14 protein-coding genes and 1 tRNA gene are annotated in these 17,908 nt (G+C 38.0%); 7 read left to right on the top strand and 8 right to left on the bottom strand.

What is annotated here, in order from left to right; all coding sequences use genetic code 11:
- Positions 1 to 133: 133 nt before the first annotated feature.
- The 4 genes from HMPREF0766_RS21260 to HMPREF0766_RS21245 all read right to left on the bottom strand — a co-directional run bounded on the left by HMPREF0766_RS21260 (position 134) and on the right by HMPREF0766_RS21245 (position 4,881).
- Positions 134 to 1,450: an OmpA family protein gene (locus HMPREF0766_RS21260; RefSeq protein ID WP_003002138.1), complete on the bottom strand. Its 1,317-nt coding sequence runs from the start codon at positions 1,448 to 1,450 to the stop codon at positions 134 to 136.
- 150 nt (positions 1,451 to 1,600) lie between these two features.
- Entirely contained in the window at positions 1,601 to 2,923 is a 1,323-nt protein-coding gene (locus tag HMPREF0766_RS21255; protein WP_003002136.1) for an OmpA family protein, read from the bottom strand.
- Positions 2,924 to 3,175: 252 nt separating this feature from the next.
- Positions 3,176 to 4,027 (bottom strand): universal stress protein, encoded by an 852-nt coding sequence (locus tag HMPREF0766_RS21250; RefSeq protein WP_003002134.1) that lies wholly within the window; start codon positions 4,025 to 4,027, stop codon positions 3,176 to 3,178.
- Positions 4,024 to 4,881, bottom strand: a complete 858-nt coding sequence (locus tag HMPREF0766_RS21245) for a universal stress protein (RefSeq protein ID WP_003002132.1) — start codon at positions 4,879 to 4,881, stop codon at positions 4,024 to 4,026. Before HMPREF0766_RS21245 ends, HMPREF0766_RS21250 begins: the two co-directional genes overlap by 4 nt.
- 360 nt (positions 4,882 to 5,241) lie before the next feature.
- On the opposite strand from HMPREF0766_RS21245, the gene alaS reads away from it, so the two are divergent.
- The 3 genes from alaS to HMPREF0766_RS21230 all read left to right on the top strand — a co-directional run bounded on the left by alaS (position 5,242) and on the right by HMPREF0766_RS21230 (position 9,763).
- Entirely contained in the window at positions 5,242 to 7,857 is a 2,616-nt protein-coding gene (alaS, locus tag HMPREF0766_RS21240) for an alanine--tRNA ligase (protein ID WP_037461122.1), read from the top strand.
- Positions 7,858 to 7,874: 17 nt separating this feature from the next.
- Positions 7,875 to 8,969: a TlpA family protein disulfide reductase gene (locus HMPREF0766_RS21235; RefSeq protein WP_003002125.1), complete on the top strand. Its 1,095-nt coding sequence runs from the start codon at positions 7,875 to 7,877 to the stop codon at positions 8,967 to 8,969.
- 101 nt (positions 8,970 to 9,070) lie between these two features.
- Positions 9,071 to 9,763 (top strand): response regulator transcription factor, encoded by a 693-nt coding sequence (locus HMPREF0766_RS21230; RefSeq protein ID WP_003002123.1) that lies wholly within the window; start codon positions 9,071 to 9,073, stop codon positions 9,761 to 9,763.
- A gap of 47 nt (positions 9,764 to 9,810) precedes the next feature.
- On the opposite strand, the gene HMPREF0766_RS21225 is transcribed toward HMPREF0766_RS21230, so the two are convergent.
- Entirely contained in the window at positions 9,811 to 11,724 is a 1,914-nt protein-coding gene (locus HMPREF0766_RS21225; RefSeq protein WP_003002122.1) for a DUF3857 domain-containing protein, read from the bottom strand.
- The gene (locus HMPREF0766_RS21220) at positions 11,724 to 13,697 is read right to left on the bottom strand and encodes a hypothetical protein (RefSeq protein WP_003002119.1); all 1,974 of its coding nucleotides are present in this window, start codon (positions 13,695 to 13,697) and stop codon (positions 11,724 to 11,726) included. The genes HMPREF0766_RS21225 and HMPREF0766_RS21220 overlap by 1 nt, the downstream gene beginning before the upstream one ends.
- Positions 13,698 to 13,859: 162 nt before the next feature.
- Between HMPREF0766_RS21220 and HMPREF0766_RS21215 the strand changes: the two genes are divergently transcribed.
- On the top strand, positions 13,860 to 14,432 hold the full coding sequence (locus HMPREF0766_RS21215) for a helix-turn-helix domain-containing protein (protein ID WP_003002117.1): 573 nt from the start codon (positions 13,860 to 13,862) through the stop codon (positions 14,430 to 14,432).
- A gap of 6 nt (positions 14,433 to 14,438) precedes the next feature.
- Here the strand turns inward: HMPREF0766_RS21215 and HMPREF0766_RS21210 are convergent, their stop codons facing one another.
- Both HMPREF0766_RS21210 and HMPREF0766_RS21205 read right to left on the bottom strand, forming a co-directional pair.
- A complete protein-coding gene (locus tag HMPREF0766_RS21210; protein WP_003002115.1) occupies positions 14,439 to 14,897 on the bottom strand; it encodes a DUF1801 domain-containing protein in 459 nt (152 codons plus the stop codon).
- 17 nt (positions 14,898 to 14,914) lie between these two features.
- Positions 14,915 to 15,385, bottom strand: coding sequence for a hypothetical protein (locus HMPREF0766_RS21205; protein ID WP_003002113.1), 471 nt, complete (start codon positions 15,383 to 15,385; stop codon positions 14,915 to 14,917).
- Between the two features lie 175 nt (positions 15,386 to 15,560).
- Between HMPREF0766_RS21205 and HMPREF0766_RS21200 the strand changes: the two genes are divergently transcribed.
- The 3 genes from HMPREF0766_RS21200 to HMPREF0766_RS21190 all read left to right on the top strand — a co-directional run bounded on the left by HMPREF0766_RS21200 (position 15,561) and on the right by HMPREF0766_RS21190 (position 17,903).
- Positions 15,561 to 15,634, top strand: a tRNA-Pro gene (locus tag HMPREF0766_RS21200).
- A 296-nt stretch (positions 15,635 to 15,930) separates the two neighbouring features.
- Positions 15,931 to 16,404, top strand: a complete 474-nt coding sequence (locus HMPREF0766_RS21195; RefSeq protein WP_003002111.1) for a DinB family protein — start codon at positions 15,931 to 15,933, stop codon at positions 16,402 to 16,404.
- Positions 16,405 to 16,622: 218 nt separating this feature from the next.
- Entirely contained in the window at positions 16,623 to 17,903 is a 1,281-nt protein-coding gene (locus HMPREF0766_RS21190; protein ID WP_003002107.1) for a sensor histidine kinase, read from the top strand.
- Positions 17,904 to 17,908 lie beyond the last annotated feature (5 nt).

Here is a 17,908-nt window from a genome sequence, read left to right as displayed (position 1 = left end):
TAGAAATAATAATTGACAAAAACAATTATTATTAATATGTTAATTGTTTTAAAATGAAGTACTTAAAAACTAAATAGGCCCTATGCAGCTGCATAGGGCCTATAATGTGTATTATATGAACTTAAATCGTCTATTAATATAATGTAAATTCTACGCGACGGTTTTGCTGACGACCTTCTGCTGTCGCATTAGAAGCGATTGGTTGGTTTGGACCGTAACCTGTTGCTTCGATACGGGAAGGATTAGCACCTTTACCTGATAAATATGCTTTTACAGCTTCTGCACGTTCTTTAGATAATCTAAGATTTGTTTTCATAGAACCTGTGTTATCTGTGTGACCGGCTAATTTCAGGCTGAAGTTTTTCTCGATTAATAAAGAAGCTACACGGTCAAGACTTGGGTATGAAGTAGAACGGATAGTCGATTTGCCAAGATCGAACTCCAGATTCTTGATCGCTTCGTCTACTACTTTTCTATCTTCTTCTGTAACTACAATTTTCTCTACTACTTTGGTTTCAGCAACAGGAAGCGGACATCCTGCACCATCTACTTTAGTTCCTGAAGGTGTATTAGGACATTTGTCATATTTGTTAGCTACACCATCACCGTCATCATCTTTAAGATCTGCATTTAACTGATCTACCTGAGATTTAAGTGCATTGTTAGCGGCTACTAATGCTTCACGTTCTGCTTTCAGCTGATCGTATTTAGCAGTATAGTCATTTACCAGCGTTGCTACCGGGTTGCTATTGCTCAATGCTGGTTTTGAAGAATTTCCTAATGCAAATTCAACACCTGCATGTGCATATGAGAACAGATCGTGTTTGATGGTTCCTACACGTGCTCCATCGAAATCCTGGTTAGCCCAGTTTAGTTGGTAACCCAGATCCAGATTCACACCTTTAGAGATAGCGAATTTAAATCCGAAGTCTGCAGGAACAAATAATTTTGTTTTAGAATCATGTGTAGTTTCTGTATTGCCAGCTTTTGTAGTTGGCTCAAAATTCAATGCCCCTAGACCAATTGCAAAATAAGGCTTAATGATGCTGTTGAAAAATCTGAAGTTAGTATTAGCGAGTGTGAATTCTCCTGATAATGCTGCCGACCATGGAGTCTTGGTTTCATAAGAACGGGATCCGTCTTCGGTTTTTCCGGCAACTTTTCCACCTAAATACTGAGCCTTTAATCCAAAGGAAGGAGAAATTTGCTTTTTGATATAAGCACTGTAACCAATGTTGTTTTCTAATGAATTGTATCCTCTGCGATTCACGCCGAATACATTGCTCAGATTTAATACACCTGCATTGACACCAAATGACCATGTACGGTATTCAGATGATGATCCGAAAGGCGTTGTTCCTTCGACAGTAGCTGTGCTCTGTGCAAATGAAGTGCTTGTTAATAATCCGGCAATAGTGAATACTGCTGCTGATTTTAAATTTAATTTCATAAAACGAGTATTAAAATTTTCTGCAAATGTAAGGAAATAAACTTAATTTTTCTTTTGACATTGTAGTATTTTGTTTACATTTTAAATTTAAATAAGAAAGGCTAGCGAATTTCCGCTAGCCTTAACTTTTTTTAAAGAGTAGTTTATCTACTAATATAATGTGAACTCTACACGACGGTTTTGCTGACGACCTTCTGCTGTCGCATTAGAAGCGATTGGTTGGTTTGGACCGTAACCTGTTGCTTCGATACGGGAAGGATTAGCACCTTTACCTGATAAATATGCTTTTACAGCTTCTGCACGTTCTTTAGATAATCTAAGATTTGTTTTCATAGAACCTGTGTTATCTGTGTGACCAGCTAATTTCAGGCTGAAGTTTTTCTCGATTAATAAAGAAGCTACACGGTCAAGACTTGGGTATGAAGTAGAACGGATAGTCGATTTACCAAGATCGAACTCCAGATTCTTGATCGCTTCGTCTACTACTTTTCTATCTTCTTCTGTAACTACAATTTTCTCTACCACTTTGGTTTCAGCAACCGGAAGCGGACATCCTGATCCATCTACTTTAGTTCCTGAAGGTGTATTAGGACATTTGTCATATTTGTTAGCTACACCGTCACCGTCATCATCTTTAAGATCTGAATTTAACTGATCTACCTGAGATTTAAGTGCATTGTTAGCGGCTACTAATGCTTCACGTTCTGCTTTCAGCTGATCGTATTTAGCAGTATAGTCATTTACCAGTGTTGCCACAGGGTTACTGTTGCTTAATGCTGGTTTTGATGGGCTACCCAATGAGAACTCTAAACCTGCGTGAGCATAAGAGAACAGATCATTTTTATACGTACCTGCTGTTCCGCCATCGAAATCCTGATTAGCCCAGTTTAGTTGGTAACCTAAATCCAGGTTCACACCTTTAGCAATTGCGAATTTCAATCCGAAATCTGCAGGAACAAAAAGTTTAGTTTGTGAATCCTGAGTTGTTGCTGTTCCACCTACAGTTGTAGTAGGCTCAAAATTTAATGCACCTAAACCAATCGCAAAGTAAGGTTTGATGATACTGTTGAAAAATCTGAAGTTTGTGTTCGCTAATGTGAACTCTCCGGATAAAGCTGCTGACCAGGGAGTTTTTGTTTCGAATGACTGCGAACCATCTTTGTACGCACCACCTACTTTACCTCCCATGTATTGTGCTTTTAAACCGAAAGAAGGAGAGATTTGTTTCTTGATGTAAGCGCTGTATCCTACATTATGATCTAAATCATCATACCCTTTACGGTTGAAACCAAAGATGTTACCCTGGTTCAGGACACCTGCATTCACACCAATCGACCATGTACGGTATTGAGAAGAAGAACCAAACGGGGTAGTACCTTCAATAGTCTTTGTGTTGTGTTCCTGAGCGAATGATGCTGTAGTTAACAATCCTGCTGCAGCGAACATTGCTGCTTTTTTGTAATTAATTTTCATATAGTGCGTTTTAAATGAATTTGTAATAATGTTATTTATTAGAATGTAATGTGCAATTCATCTGCCAAACTATATTTGGATAATTCTTTTTTATATTTTTAAATCATTTGTATACAGTGTTTTATGTATTCAATTGTAGAAGAATATCTACACTTTTTTCCTATACATAAAATGTCCCGATTTCGGGACATTTTATGTATAGGGTTGTATATTTTATTGTAATTCTGAACAGGTTGTTCAAATATATAAAACTCAGATCCGGGCAAAAAGATTGGGAATTTTACTTTGGAATGCGAGTTCTTTGGCAATGTTTTCAGAAAAAATATAACGGAAAAAGTTTTTTCTTCCTTTTGTTACCAACAACATATCTACTGATTCGTCAATCAGAATCTGCTGGATAGCATGGGCAATGGTTTCCTTATTCCTGTAAAAGTATGCTGGTGATTTTACGATATAAGAGATATCATCTATCTGTGTTTCCTTAATAATTCGGTCAATCCACATCTTTAATTTCTGATCTACAGTCTCCACATCTTCGTCTGCGCGATTAATATGTATAAGCTGCAGATGAAATTTGTTACCAAAGAGACTGACGGCTTGTTTCAGCACTTCGAGTTCCCCTTCTTTGAAATTACAGAGCAGACCAATATTATTGAGTTGTAATGCTTCAATATGTTTTGGTACGATTAACACTGGTGTTTCTGTTGTTTTGATTACATCATAAGCATTACTTCCTATAAATACAGAATCTAATCCTGATGATCCTTTTGTGCCCATTACTATTGCAGCGTATTTTTCTCCTTTGGCTTCATCCAGTAACTGATCTGTCAGTACGCCGTCACGGATAGCTGTAGTGAATACAATATCCGGATATCTGGCTTTTACAGGCAGCAGAAATGTATCAAGCTGTGATAATGCTTCTTTGATAAGCGGTTCCATAAGATCCTTGTTCCATGTGGCATTCGCAAATCTGTTTGTGTGTTCTGTCATGATGTGTATCACATGCACATCACGTTTGGATATATCCGCTATCTGAGCGGCATAAGAAACTGCTGTCTGTGCATTTTCTGAAAAATCTACAGGGACTAAAAGTGGTTTATTCATAATGATACTTTTGAGAAATACGAGGGTTTGTTAATATCCAGAACGACTGCTTTAGACACGGATGGATAAAACAGGCGTTTGAAAAATGATTTTCTTGATTTGGTGATCAATACTATATCCGGTGCGTGTTGTTCTACCAGTTTATGGATGACTTCCGGTACAGTATCGAGATCCTCTTTATCTTTTTGTTCTTTATCAATATAATAATTAATGTTTTCTAGAGAGAGTTGCTGAAAGATTCTGGATTTCCAGGCTTCGATCTTTTGTATAACAGTTGCTTCCTGTTCGCTTTCCTGATATACGTGAATCAGGTCCAGTGCATTGATTTCACCAAAAGTGTCAATAAATTCATTTAATGTATGAAGTTCATCTTCTTTAAAATTGGTAAGCAACGCAATTCTGCCTGTTTTGAATACATTATAATATCCCGGAATGGCTAACACGGGAATAGGGGATTTGGAGGCTATTGAAGATGTATTGCTTCCCCAAAGCTCACTTTTGCTGTCTCCCAGTCCTTTTGTCCCCATTACAATGGCTTCATAGCCTTCTTTTTTGGCTTCCAGCGGAAGATTTTCTTTGAGTAATCCTCTGGAAGTGCGGTGTGTGTAATATACGGAAGGGAACTCTTCCTGTAGTTTTTTTTCAAATTCCAGAATAGTCAGATCGGCTTTCAATATAGCACTATTTTCAAATTCTTTACTCAATTCCTCGGAGGGAAAGGAGGAAGATGCTGTCGTGTAGTAATGAATAAGGTGTATGGAATAATCCCGTTCAATAGCCAGTTTTGACGCGTATTTCGCGGCGGCCATGGAATTGTTCGAGAAATCTGTCGGAACTAAAAGCGTTTTTTTCATTTCACAGTTTTTAATGTTTCTTACGATAAACTAATCCTTATCTGAGATATTTTTGCCAGGAATATAGTTTCTGTTATATGGACTAATAACAGCTCTCAGACCAAATCGTTTCAGAAAGCTGAAGTAAGTATAACTAAGTTTTCTGTATCTCAAAATGATTAGCATCATTATTTCATGCAGTTAACGTTTAAAGGGTAAAATCTTTGTTTTTAAAGGTGGCTATTTACATTTGATCGAACAATAAGCTTTGTTTTACTTGACGAAAATATGACCGGATAATATCTTGCCTTCCAATTGCATAAAGCAGCAATTTTGAGTAAGTTTGTACCCAAATTTACAGATATAATTATTGAAATTTCCATGACTAATAGAGAAATTCGCGAAGCATTTTTGAATTTTTTCAAAAGTAAAAACCACCAGATTGTCCCTTCAGCTCCTGTTGTTGTTAAAAATGACCCTACATTAATGTTTACAAATGCGGGAATGAATCAGTTTAAAGATTTTTTTCTGGGGGAAGCACAACCTAAATATTCGCGTATAGCAGATACACAACGTTGTCTGCGTGTGTCGGGTAAGCATAATGATCTGGAAGAAGTAGGGATTGACACGTATCACCATACTTTATTCGAGATGTTAGGTAACTGGAGTTTTGGTGATTATTTCAAAAAAGAAGCTATCGAATGGGCCTGGGAATTGCTGACAGTAGTCTATAAACTGGATAAGGATCGTTTGTATGTTACCATTTTTGAAGGAGATGATTCTGAGGGATTGGTGAAAGATACGGAAGCTTATGATTTTTGGAAATCATGGATTTCAGAAGATCGTATTTTGTTAGGAAATAAAAAAGATAATTTCTGGGAAATGGGCGAGACTGGGCCTTGTGGTCCTTGTTCGGAGATTCATTATGATATGCGTACAGAAGAGGAGCGCAGGACGACTCCCGGACAAAGTCTGGTGAATGCAGATCATCCTCAGGTTATCGAAATCTGGAATCTGGTATTCATGCAGTTTAACCGTCTGAAAAACGGTAGTCTGGAATCTCTTCCGGCCAAGCATGTGGATACAGGGATGGGATTTGAGCGTCTGGTAAGAGCTATTCAGGGAAAATCATCAAACTATGATACGGATGTTTTTCAGCCTATGATTGCCTTTATTGCTCAAAAGGCCGGGATTCAATATGGTGCAGATGAAAGGACAGATATCGCTATGCGAGTATTATCTGACCATATACGTGCTGTTAGTTTTGCTATAGCAGACGGGCAGTTGCCATCTAATAATAAAGCGGGATACGTTATCCGCCGGATTTTACGTCGTGCTGTGCGCTATGCGTATACCTTCCTCAATTTCAAAACCCCGTTTATCAACGAACTGGTTCCTTTGTTAGCTAAAGAATTTGAAGGGGTGTTTGACGAACTGATTCAGCAGCAGGATTTCGTACAAAAAGTTGTTTTGGAAGAAGAGGTTTCTTTCTTAAGGACTTTAGTGACGGGAGTGCAACGCTTTGAATCATATGCTGAATCCAATACGGCTGTAGGAGGAGAATTTGCATTTGAGCTGTTTGATACTTACGGGTTTCCGATAGATCTGACTGAATTGCTGGCGAGAGAGAAGGGGATGGAGGTAGATATGGCAGGTTTTCAGGAAGCTCTTCAAATCCAGAAAGACAGATCCCGGGCTGCTACGGCAATTGATACGGGAGACTGGGTTGCTGTAAGTGAAGATGATCAGGTTGAATTTGTAGGGTATGATAACCTGAAAGCTACTACAGAAATTGTTAAATACAGAAAAGTAACCGCTAAAGGGAAGGAACAATATCAGCTTGTACTGAGTGTGACTCCTTTTTATGCGGAAGGTGGTGGTCAGGTCGGAGATTCGGGAGTATTGCTATCAGAGTCTACCGGAGAAAAGATTTATATAACGGATACAAAAAAAGAAAATGGACTGATTGTTCATTTCACAAATACCCTTCCTGTGCAGATGGAAGGTACTTTTGAAGCAAAAGTCGATGTTCAGAAAAGATTGGATACCGAAAATAACCATTCTGCCACTCACTTATTGCATGCTGCACTGAAAGAAGTACTGGGTACGCATGTAAATCAAAAGGGATCCCTGGTAAATGCGGATATTCTCCGGTTTGATATTTCCCATTTTGCAAAAGTGACTGAAGAGGAACTGAAGCAGGTGGAAGATATTGTGAATGCTAAGATTCGGGAGAATATTCCGTTGAAAGAGCAGCGTCATGTACCATTCCAGCAGGCGCTGGATTCAGGTGTTACTGCTTTATTCGGAGAGAAGTATGGTGACTATGTACGTGTCATCACTTTTGATGATCAGTTTTCAAAAGAATTATGCGGAGGTACGCATGTGAAAGCGACAGGACAAATCGGATTTTTTAAAATTATTTCCGAATCAGCTGTTGCCGCCGGTGTGCGTCGTATAGAAGCTATTACAGGAACTAAGTGTGCGGCTGTGATCCGTGAGCATTTTGATCTTGTACACAGATTAGGTGAACTGTTACATAATCCTAAAGATTTTGTATCCACACTTTCTAAAGTAATTGATGAGAATTCTGCACTGAAGAAAGAGATTGAAAAAAGCATAATTGAAAAGTCTTTAGCCTTAAAATCAGATCTGGAACAAAAGATTCAACAGATTGATGGCGTTAATTTTCTGGCAACACAGGTCGAATTACCGAATGCTGAAGCCCTAAAAACGTTGGCTTATGCACTCAAAGGTGCTGTTGATAATTTATTTCTGGTACTGGGAGCTGATTTTGATGGAAAACCTAATCTGACTGTAGTCGTGTCGGATCAGCTGTCAAAAGAAAGAGGATTGAATGCAGGTACTATTGTCAGAGAACTGGCGAAAGAGATTAATGGTGGTGGGGGTGGTCAACCGTTTTTTGCTACAGCAGGGGGTAAGAATCCGGAAGGATTACCTGCAGCAATTGCAAAAGCTAAGAATTACATACAATAATAAGGAGATAAGATATCATGAAAAGATCACTGTTTGCAGCCGTATTAAGCCTGATTATGATGGCATGTTCTAATAAAGAAGAATACACTGTTTCCGGACAAATTGAAAATCCCGGAAATATAAAGGTTGTTTCACTTTATGAAGGTGATCGGAAACTGGATTCTGTATATCTGAATGAGAGTCATAAGTTTTCTTTTGTGAGACCTTCCACACAGGCAAGGTTGCTTTCGCTGGAGGTCGGTAAAAAACGATATTATATTATTGCTCAGCCCGGTGAAGAAGTGATACTCAAAGCTGATCTTCAAAAGGAACCTTACGAATATGAAGTAAGTGGGTCTGATCTTTCAGCAGCAATTAAGGAATTTGCACCGGTCAGAATAAGAAGAGATGTTATTCAGGACTCCCTCCAGAATGAATTTGCAAAACGTACAGATAATCTCAATGCCGAACAGATTGAAAGTTTGCGTGGAGAATACATGACTAAGTTTAAGGCTGCATTACATTATTATAATGATCAGGCAATCGCATTTAAGAATAAACATCGCGATCTGGCTGGCTTCTATGCAATGAGTACACTGGATCCGGAGGTGGCTGAAGCTGAAATTATTGCTTATGCTGACGAGATTAAGGATGATTTCAAGGACAACGGATATGTGGATCAGTTTAAACAGGAGACCGCAAAACTAAAAGTGTTGGCAGTTGGTCAGCCTGCCCCTTTGTTTGAAGCGTACACGCCGCAAAATAAGTTAGTCAAATTAAGCGATTACAAAGGGAAGTATACTTTGGTGGATTTCTGGGCTTCATGGTGTGCTCCGTGCAGACAGGAAAATCCGAATATTGTGAAACAATATCATGCTTTTAAAGGCAAAGGATTTGATGTATTAGGTGTTTCTCTGGATAATAACCCAGGCCCGTGGATGCGTGCTATTGCTGATGACAAATTGGAATGGACAAATATTTCTGATCTCCAGGCATGGGGATCGGAGGTAGTAGGACTCTATCGTATCAAGGCTATACCTACTTCCTATATTGTCGATCCCGAAGGAAAGATTGCTGCTAAGAACCTGAGAGGCAAAGATCTTGAAGAATTTTTGAAGAAAACATTAAATTAGATTTGGTGTTATGTTAATTAATATTGTGTTGCTTAACAATTTAATAACACTGTATTAATGTTATATTGCCATTTAGTACATAATTTAGCAAAAAAACACGTATGAGCAGTGCAAAGCAAAAAATACTGGTGGTGGACGATGAACAAGACATTGTCGAATTAATCGCATACAATCTTAAACGGGAAGGCTATCAGGTGTTTACAGCTTCAAACGGTAAAGAGGCTATCGCGCAGGCTAAGGAAGTGAATCCGGATCTTATTATCCTGGATGTTATGATGCCACAGATGGATGGTATAGAAGCATGTCGTCTGATGCGTGCTATGCCTGAATTTAAGCATACTTTTATGGTTTTCCTGACTGCCAGAAGTGAAGAATATTCCGAAATTGCCGGATTTCATGTCGGAGCAGATGATTATATCGCAAAACCGATCAAACCTCGCGCTTTGATGAGCCGAATCAATGCTATTCTGAGAAGAAATACTGCAGAAGATGAAATTCATGAAGGCAATCGTCTTGAAGTATCGGATCTTGTGATTGACCGTGACTCATTTCTGGCTTACAGAGGCGCAGATAAAATTACACTTGCTAAGAAGGAATTTGAATTGTTGTATCTCCTGGCATCTAAACCTAATAAGGTGTTCACAAGAGAGCAGATTCTTAAAAGTATTTGGGAAGATTCAGTAGTTGTAACGAACAGGACTATTGATGTTCACATCCGTAAGTTAAGAGAAAAAATTGGTGAGAATTATGTAGCTACCGTCAAAGGAGTAGGTTATAAATTCGAACTTGCATAACAAAACAAAGAAACCATCTGATTCAGATGGTTTCTTTGTTTTAGCCTCTATTTAGCTACTAAAGATTTTTTGGAGATCGTATATCTTCCTTTGTCGGCCTGATTGACTTCTTTTATAAAATTGCTGAATTCGGCATATTTCTCAGCAGGATAAAGTCCTTCCTTGAGTTGTAGCTTTCTGTAGAAGTAAAGTTTGTCATCCTTGACAGAGGTTTCAAATTCAAAGGTACCCATATCACAGGTTATCTTTTTGATTTCAGGTTTTAGGTTTCTGCTATATTCCTCCGGTAGCTCAAATGTAATCTCATCGATATCTGTATATCCTCTGTTTATATACAAAGGGTTAACTCTGTTTTTTATATCAGGTACGTTATTTTTTACATTAAACATATTCGGGTGCAGGATCATCTTGTCTCCGGAGTGAACTGCATAATTCTTTACAAAGATGGATAGATTCTCCTCAAGAGCCGGTGTATCCAGTTCGAGTTTATTGTATTTGATTTGTTGAAAATAGATGTTGTCGATATCATAGTACTCACTTAATTCTTTGAGTTGCTCATTGCCTGTGAGGAACATGGCTCCAAAGTGATTGGAATATTGTGTTCCCGAAAATTGTGTTGACACGTTACCGGTAATAGATCCGTCTTTGTCTATTGTAAGTTGTGCTGTTCTTTTCTGCAGGTTATCGTTGTAAGGATATGTTGGAGTGCGCAGCACTTTACCTCCCTCGGGTGTGACAGCCAATACCAGTCTGTCATCTGTAAAATCACCTAAGTAACCGAAGGGTAATTTCTGACTGGTACATTCCAGCCATGTTGTGTCATTAGCAAAAGGAAGAGCCAGAATTATATGGTTTCCGTCAGATACATTCGCAAAATCGATATCTACATCACTCTTGGTATTGCCCGCTTCCACTATACAATAATAAGAGGGAATATTGACAACATTCAACAGGCTTTGCATGTAGTTGACCAATGCTTTGCAATCACCATATCCAGTCTTATCTACTTCCTGTGCTGAGAAGGGTTGCAGTCCGCCTATACCGACCTGAATACTGATATAACGGGTTTTGTTTTGCATGTACTGATAGAGGATTCTGGCTTTTTCCTGATCCGTTTTTGCATCCGCTGTCATACTTTTTACCTTTTGGATGGTTGCTTCACTCAACTGCTGTTTACCTGCCAGAAGATCTGATGATACCCATTCCCCGAATTCTTTCCAGTTCGTGAATGTTCCTTTTTTGTCATAGTAATTGAATCTCTCGGGAACTACCTTTACATTCGAAGTGGTCAGATATTTTGGCGGTGAGTAGATTTCTTTTTTACGTGCAGCAATATCAGCAACTTCCCAGGTCCATTTCTTTATCCCCTTAATTTCTTCTTCATTGGATTTACCATTGAAATGCTGGGTTTTGATTCTTATCTTTTCTGTTGCAGGGCATGAGAATGTAAACCTGCTTTTTTCTACAGAGACATCATCCGAATAGTTGTAATTCCAGGTTGGAATAGAAAGATTCTGTTTGTTCTTCAGTTCATAGGATATAACGACAGTGTACGGATAGTCTTGTACTGCGGGCAGGTAATGCTTGACACGGCTATCATTGTACATGCTTACGTTGTCACTGGCGCTTTCATCTGCGAAATTTTTCTGATTAAATTCAGAAACGGGCAATCCAAATGCATTATAGACCTTGCCTTTTATAGATTTGATTTCCGAACTTTTATCATAAAAGAGTACCGTACGTGCATATTCATCACCGGCTTTATTATATATGGTGATAGCTTTATTGACATTCACTATAACATTGTTGTCCGCTTTCATCTCTACATTCAGGTCATACTGACGTATGGTCGCAGAAGCTCTGCTTTTGAGTGCATCCGGAATGAGATCTACGGCGTAGTTTTGTGCGAATGACAGTGATGAAAGTACACTGCATATGGATATCAGTATATATTTTTTCATTAGTTTTTAGCGAAGTTGTAGTCAATTTTTTGTTGCTGAATAATGCGGGACATAAATTCCTTGAGGTGAAAATATTCTTCTACATTATATACAGGTTTAGTAAGATTTATGATTTGCTCGAAATTAAATTCGTTTGCCTGATATGTCCCCTTATAAACGAATTTGGCTGCAGCATCAGGTAAGGTTAAAGCTATATTCTTAGGTCCGTCCTGAAGTTTGTATCCTTCCGGAAATTTAATACGGTACGTAAAGGTATCATAACGCGCAAAACCAAGGTCTACCGGATAGTTACGGTCAGAGAGATTAAAAGGATTTTTGGTCAGTCTGTTTAAAAAATTGGGGTTGAAGGTGATCTTTTTGTCATCATTTGCGCTGTTCATTTTATATTCAATATCATATTCTTCCCACAATGGATCTTCTATAGCCTCCAATCCTTCTATTTTGGAATTGAGAATGGTAAGATTTGGAGTTTTTTCTTCAAATTTTTCAACATATTCTTCTACTGTGTTGACGGCCTTTATTTCCATTCTTTTGTTGTATGCTTCTGTTTCGAAACTGGAAATGATCAGTTTTCCTTTGAGTACTCCATTGGGCTGAAGTTCCCCTTCAAAATTGTAGTTTTTGCTGATACGCTGTACCGATTTGATCGGAATCCAATCGGATGATTTCTTGGATAGAATGATCCGACCTTCCTCATTCATACATCTCAGTGGCAGATGTCCGAATGGCATCATCTGTTCAGAAGCATCCAACAGATAATCCACTCCGTCAATCGTTGTCTTCGCGATCACATAATCAAAATAGGAAACGACGGGAAAGAGCTTGTTGGGAACACCGTTATTACGGGTGGAAAGAATCACCGGATATGTCTCGATCTGAGCTGCATTTAATGCTGCAATAAGCCCCAGATTAATATCTCCGATATTGCCTGAGTGCGTTTCCAGAGCTTTTTTTATACCTTCCTCACTGTATTTTCCATAGTATTTGTTCCATTTAATCTGCTTCTTTATATATTCATAAATATTGCGGGCTTTCTCATACGTACTGAGGTTGGCAGGAGCGATTTCCGGTAATATATCCGTAAATAATTCATCTTTTTTGAGCTGACCTCCGAATTTTTTGTCTGATAACAACTCCCTGTCGACATCATTCCATTTTTTTGTAAAACTTTGTTTAGAGCCGTTCATATAGATGATGTCCGACAATTCAAAATAAATCGCCGATCTGAAGTTGGAAGCGGCAGTCATAAAGTCTTCTTCTATAAAAGCCGGTATATTCTTCATGATAAAGGTCAACTTGGAACAATCAAGTCGCTGTCCGCTGAGTACAATACACTCTTTCATGATTTCTGCTTTGCGATCGGTAAGCTGGAAAGGGCCGCGTAAGAGGATATTATAGGTATAATTGGCCGGAATATAGCCTATGTATATGCTGCTAACTTTTGGAATGTCATCCTGAAAATCCCAGTTTCTGAAATTGAAAGTGTGAGGAGACTTGAGAATATAAGTGACATCAATAATAGAACCTTCCTTAATATTGGGTAGGGTGAATTTGGTTAGGGTGGTATACTTTGAATAATCTTCTTTGAAAACCTTCTTATTGTCCATTTCGGTAGACGTGATGAGGCCGTTTTCAATATTATATGTAATACCTTTTATATCCGTAATACGTTCTGAATTGGATCCGTCTTTATATCCGCGAATGGTGAAGTTGGCTTTCCGGAATCCTTCCTGATTCAGAATAAGAATCCTTACTTTATACTCATGGTGGACATATAGCCTTCCTTCAGTTTCATCCAGGACGAGATTGGTTTTGCCGATTTCTTCCAGTACGACAGCATTTGCTGTAGAATCCAGTTTTCTGATGTCAAAATTAAAGTCCTGAGCTTTAGGTCTGTCAAAAATATATTCTTGAGCAGCAGCATCTGAAAATACATAAAATGCCAGCAAAAATAGTAAAAGTAAGCGGCGCATGACTAATTATAAGAGTTAATATGGTTTTTGTTTGCTAAGATAATGTTTTAATATATGCATAACTAATAATCATTAATGAATAATTTGAAAAGAAAGTCCTTTTCTTGAAATATATTAGATATGGATAATTTATTATATTTGTTTAAACCAAAGGAAGAATAAATGACTGAACTCAACATTAAGAACATGGTGTGTGACCGGTGCATACATGTAGTCAAAGGAGAACTAAAGAAAATCGGTTACGAAACTGCAGATGTTAGTTTGGGGTATGTAAAAATAGATCAGAACCTGAATAAGGAAAGCAGGGAGAAGATTGGAAATCTTTTGAGTAGTTTCGGGTTTGAGTTATTGGATTCAGATAAAGCCAAGATGATTGAGCGCATTAAGAATCTGGTGATAATGCGTATTCATCATACAGACGAACTGGATCTGAAAGTTAACTGGTCTACTTTATTATCTGCAGAGCTGAATCACGATTATTCTTTTATCAGTTCACTATTCTCTTCTGTAGAAGGTGTTACTCTGGAGCAATACATCATCAGACAGAAAATTGAACGTGTAAAAGAGTTGTTGTTCTATGATGAACTTTCACTTAAAGAGATTGCTTATAAATTGGATTACAGCAGTGTACAACATCTTTCTACGCAGTTTAAAAAAATTACTGGACAAACACCCACAGATTTTAAAATGAAAAGGGCAGAGCGTCTGCCCCGCCAGGCTATTGATCAGATATAAATGCTCTTATTTTCGAACGAAGGATCTTTCATAGATATCGATCCAATCCTGTACACTGATTTTTCCGGCAAGTTCACCTATTAGTTCAAAAGGTATTTTATCCATTTTTTTGAATCGGACACAACCTTTTCCCATATCCGGTTTTGTGTTGTATAGAGATGTATATGCCAGTCTGAACCATTCATTGATTTCTGAATCCGCATAAAGTCCCATATGATATATCGCAATGAAATTCTTTTGTGAAGCAATATTCATAAAGGGAAGAGGCAGCTTGGGAGTGCAATGATAACCGGCCGGATACAGCGAATGGGGAACTACATATCCTATCATATTGTAACTTATGGTCTCTTCGAATCCTTCAGGTATGTTCTTAAGAATATTCTCCCGAAGTGTGATTACAGGAGTTTTCCGGTCTGGGGGTACATTTTCAATATACTCTTCCACATTGTCTGCTTTGATAATCATATATCCTTAAATTTAAGTTAGTCAGTCTGCAAAGATTTAATTCCCGAAAGCTTGAATATATTTCGCTCTCGTTTCAGCAATAGCTGATAAATGGGTTTGCTGTTGTTGGTAAGTGAGCTTTTGGAATAAAGGGTTACATAAAGATCGGCCTCATAATTGCGATCTTTCTTAATGGAAATCCGGTTTTCCTCGGTCTCATCAAGAGGGATGATCCGATGTTGCATGAGATTATTTAGAAATATCTTTCGTTTGACACGGGTAGGATCGTAAATATTCCTTTTCTCCGGTGTGCATGATGGACATTTTATCGCTGCGGTAGTAAGTTTTTTTAATGTATTGCGGTCATTCGCTTGAATAGCCATCTGAATATTTTTGATTGCCAGTACCACTTCGGTATGTTCAAATCTAAATCCGTCATCTTTTACCTGGGCAAAAGAGCAGGATAGTACTGAAATACAGAAAACGATTAATAAGATGACTTTACTCATATGTGATACTTTATACCAAAAGTAGAATTTAAGATTGATAATCTGGTCTTAAAATGAGTTTTTGAAATATATTAACCAATTATTCAGTCACTTAGCTTTCAGGTGTGAAATAATGTTTGACAAACAATAAAATCGCCGTATATTTGTGCCACACAAAACAAAGGTGATACCTTTTCGGGGTGTAGCGTAGCCCGGTATCGCGCCACATTTGGGATGTGGAGGTCGTAGGTTCGAATCCTGCCACCCCGACTGAAAAGCTCTGACGAAAGTCAGGGCTTTTTTTGTTTTGCGCAGGATGAGAACCGTTGGTTCGATGCGCAGGAGGCTCAGGGATTGTGTCATTTTCGATTTTATTGATCCCACCCTATACAGGATCTTACGGAATTCTTGGGAGATACTCGTTAAGTATATAATAAGGCAGTTTAGTTAGTATAATATTGCAGTTAGATTTCTGAATGAAATATAACTTTTGAGCTTTAGTGTGAAAAAGTTAATTTGTGCAGTCTTTAAGTATTTCTCATTTTTAAAGAATTAAATCAACTTGTATGATTAATGAACTTTACGAATGTAAAATTTTAAGAGCCAGCAGGACTCGGTTATTGCAATTGATAGAAACAGTTGATTACGAGATACTCTTCAAAATTCCGGAAGGTTTTAACAATAATATAATCTGGCAAATTGGTCATTGTATTACTTCTCAACAGAGGCATATGTATATGCGTAGCGGATTACCAATGCATATTTCTGAAGAATTTATGGAATCTTTCAAAATCGGATCGTCTCCAGGTTCCTGGCAAACTATTCCAGATATTAATGAGGTTAAGCATTTATTGATTGGTACAGTTAACCTCCTTGAATCGGATCTGAAGTCCGGATTATTTGTAAATTATGAACCCTTTAATTTACCGATCGGAATTCACGTGAAAAATTATGTCGAGGCATTACAAGCTGCTAACTATCACGAAGCGGAGCATAGTGGAAAGATTTTTATGTACTTGAAGTTACTTGTCAAGGAGTGATGTAGATAAATGAAGAGCCATATTCAATTATTAGATAGACCAGTGTCAGGAGGAGGATTAGCAGATAAGTCATGCTCACTAAAGCGCTTTATCATTTCTAAAAATATCTGTCGTAAAGTCTATTTTGATTTCCAGGCTTACTATGGTTTGAAGAACTATATTATTGCATATTGTTAAAGAGCATTCAAGTATTTATAACTTTGCCTAATTACCAATTAATGACCCATACTTTTTTCACGCCATTAAAGCAATTTTTACATAAGTTGATTCATGTAGGAATTTATCCTGATATGCCTTATGTAGAGTCCCGATATACCAAGCTGCTGAATGTATTGAACTGGTTAGGATTATGTTTTATGCTGGGGTATGCTATTCTCAACTTAACTAATGGACGTTATTTTCTGACAGCTTTGAATATGTTCAATATGTTAGATGCTACTGCTGTATTGATATTGCACAGGTTGAGAATGTATCTGAGTGCCCGGCTGGTAATGGTAGGTTGCAGGATTGTAATCTATACAATCTCAGGGCTTTATTTCCATAATGGTGCAGAATACTTTTTATTAACGCTGTTGATCACTACTATTATAATTTTTGACAGCAGGTGGATCCGAACATTTCTGTGTTCGCTGATAATATTGGCTTGTATAAGTGTGGTTCTGTTTCCTCAGCCTCCGTTACTGGGGGTACCCGTTATGGAAGAACAGATTATTGTAAATATCGTGGTGGCTATTGGTTTGATTATTGGCACAGTAACCTTTTTCAAAAGTATTCAATATGGTTATCAAAGGGAAGTGGAAAAACAGAGGCAGGCACTAATTGAGTTAAACCGGGATAAACAACGTATGTTCTCCATACTTGCTCATGATATCCGAAGTCCGATGGCAACGCTCGAAAACTTGTTGCAGATATTTTATGAGAACCTATTGACACGTACCGAACAGATGAAAACCACTCAATTGCTGAAAGATCAGGTTATACAATTGGGCACTACAATGGATGATCTTCTGAACTGGAGTGCCAGGGGTATGCAGGGCATGGAGACAGTCAAAACATCGTTTCTTCTTTATCCTCTCATAAAGGAATTATTTCAATTTTTTGATCTGATTATTAAACAAAAGCAGCTTGAAGTGGAGATGTATATCGATAAAGAGTTGATATTGTCTGCGGATCGGGATCAGATTGCAGTTGTCATGAGAAACCTGTTGAGTAATGCCTGCAAGTTTAGCCATAGGGGAGGGCGTATACGAATAGTTGCCATAGAAAAAAACAATAGTATAGAAGTATGCATTGAGGATGAAGGTGTGGGTATGGATGAGAACAGGATTAACAGGCTTTTTACTTCTTCAAATTCCTCCGTTCGGGGAACTGCAGGTGAAAAAGGGTATGGATTGGGTTTGATGTTATGTGCGGAATTTGTACGTTTGAATGAAGGGAATATTGTGGTGAAAAGCAGATTAGGTGAAGGTTCAATCTTTACGGTTATTCTGCCTAAATAGGGGAA

The sequence above is a fragment of the Sphingobacterium spiritivorum ATCC 33861 genome, from assembly GCF_000143765.1.
GTDB classification, from domain to species: domain Bacteria; phylum Bacteroidota; class Bacteroidia; order Sphingobacteriales; family Sphingobacteriaceae; genus Sphingobacterium; species Sphingobacterium spiritivorum.
The sequence above is the reverse complement of the archived record's forward strand: the minus strand, read 5'-3'. Positions and strand labels throughout refer to the sequence as shown.

Bases quoted from the DNA above. Each gene is read 5' to 3' on its own strand.
- HMPREF0766_RS21260 (WP_003002138.1), bottom strand. From the start codon at position 1,450: ATGAAATTAAATTTAAAATCAGCAGCAGTATTCACTATTGCCGGATTA.
- HMPREF0766_RS21255 (WP_003002136.1), bottom strand. From the start codon at position 2,923: ATGAAAATTAATTACAAAAAAGCAGCAATGTTCGCTGCAGCAGGATTG.
- HMPREF0766_RS21250 (WP_003002134.1), bottom strand. From the start codon at position 4,027: ATGAATAAACCACTTTTAGTCCCTGTAGATTTTTCAGAAAATGCACAG.
- HMPREF0766_RS21245 (WP_003002132.1), bottom strand. From the start codon at position 4,881: ATGAAAAAAACGCTTTTAGTTCCGACAGATTTCTCGAACAATTCCATG.
- alaS (WP_037461122.1), top strand. From the start codon at position 5,242: ATGACTAATAGAGAAATTCGCGAAGCATTTTTGAATTTTTTCAAAAGT.
- HMPREF0766_RS21235 (WP_003002125.1), top strand. From the start codon at position 7,875: ATGAAAAGATCACTGTTTGCAGCCGTATTAAGCCTGATTATGATGGCA.
- HMPREF0766_RS21230 (WP_003002123.1), top strand. From the start codon at position 9,071: ATGAGCAGTGCAAAGCAAAAAATACTGGTGGTGGACGATGAACAAGAC.
- HMPREF0766_RS21225 (WP_003002122.1), bottom strand. From the start codon at position 11,724: ATGAAAAAATATATACTGATATCCATATGCAGTGTACTTTCATCACTG.
- HMPREF0766_RS21220 (WP_003002119.1), bottom strand. From the start codon at position 13,697: ATGCGCCGCTTACTTTTACTATTTTTGCTGGCATTTTATGTATTTTCA.
- HMPREF0766_RS21215 (WP_003002117.1), top strand. From the start codon at position 13,860: ATGACTGAACTCAACATTAAGAACATGGTGTGTGACCGGTGCATACAT.
- HMPREF0766_RS21210 (WP_003002115.1), bottom strand. From the start codon at position 14,897: ATGATTATCAAAGCAGACAATGTGGAAGAGTATATTGAAAATGTACCC.
- HMPREF0766_RS21205 (WP_003002113.1), bottom strand. From the start codon at position 15,385: ATGAGTAAAGTCATCTTATTAATCGTTTTCTGTATTTCAGTACTATCC.
- HMPREF0766_RS21195 (WP_003002111.1), top strand. From the start codon at position 15,931: ATGATTAATGAACTTTACGAATGTAAAATTTTAAGAGCCAGCAGGACT.
- HMPREF0766_RS21190 (WP_003002107.1), top strand. From the start codon at position 16,623: ATGACCCATACTTTTTTCACGCCATTAAAGCAATTTTTACATAAGTTG.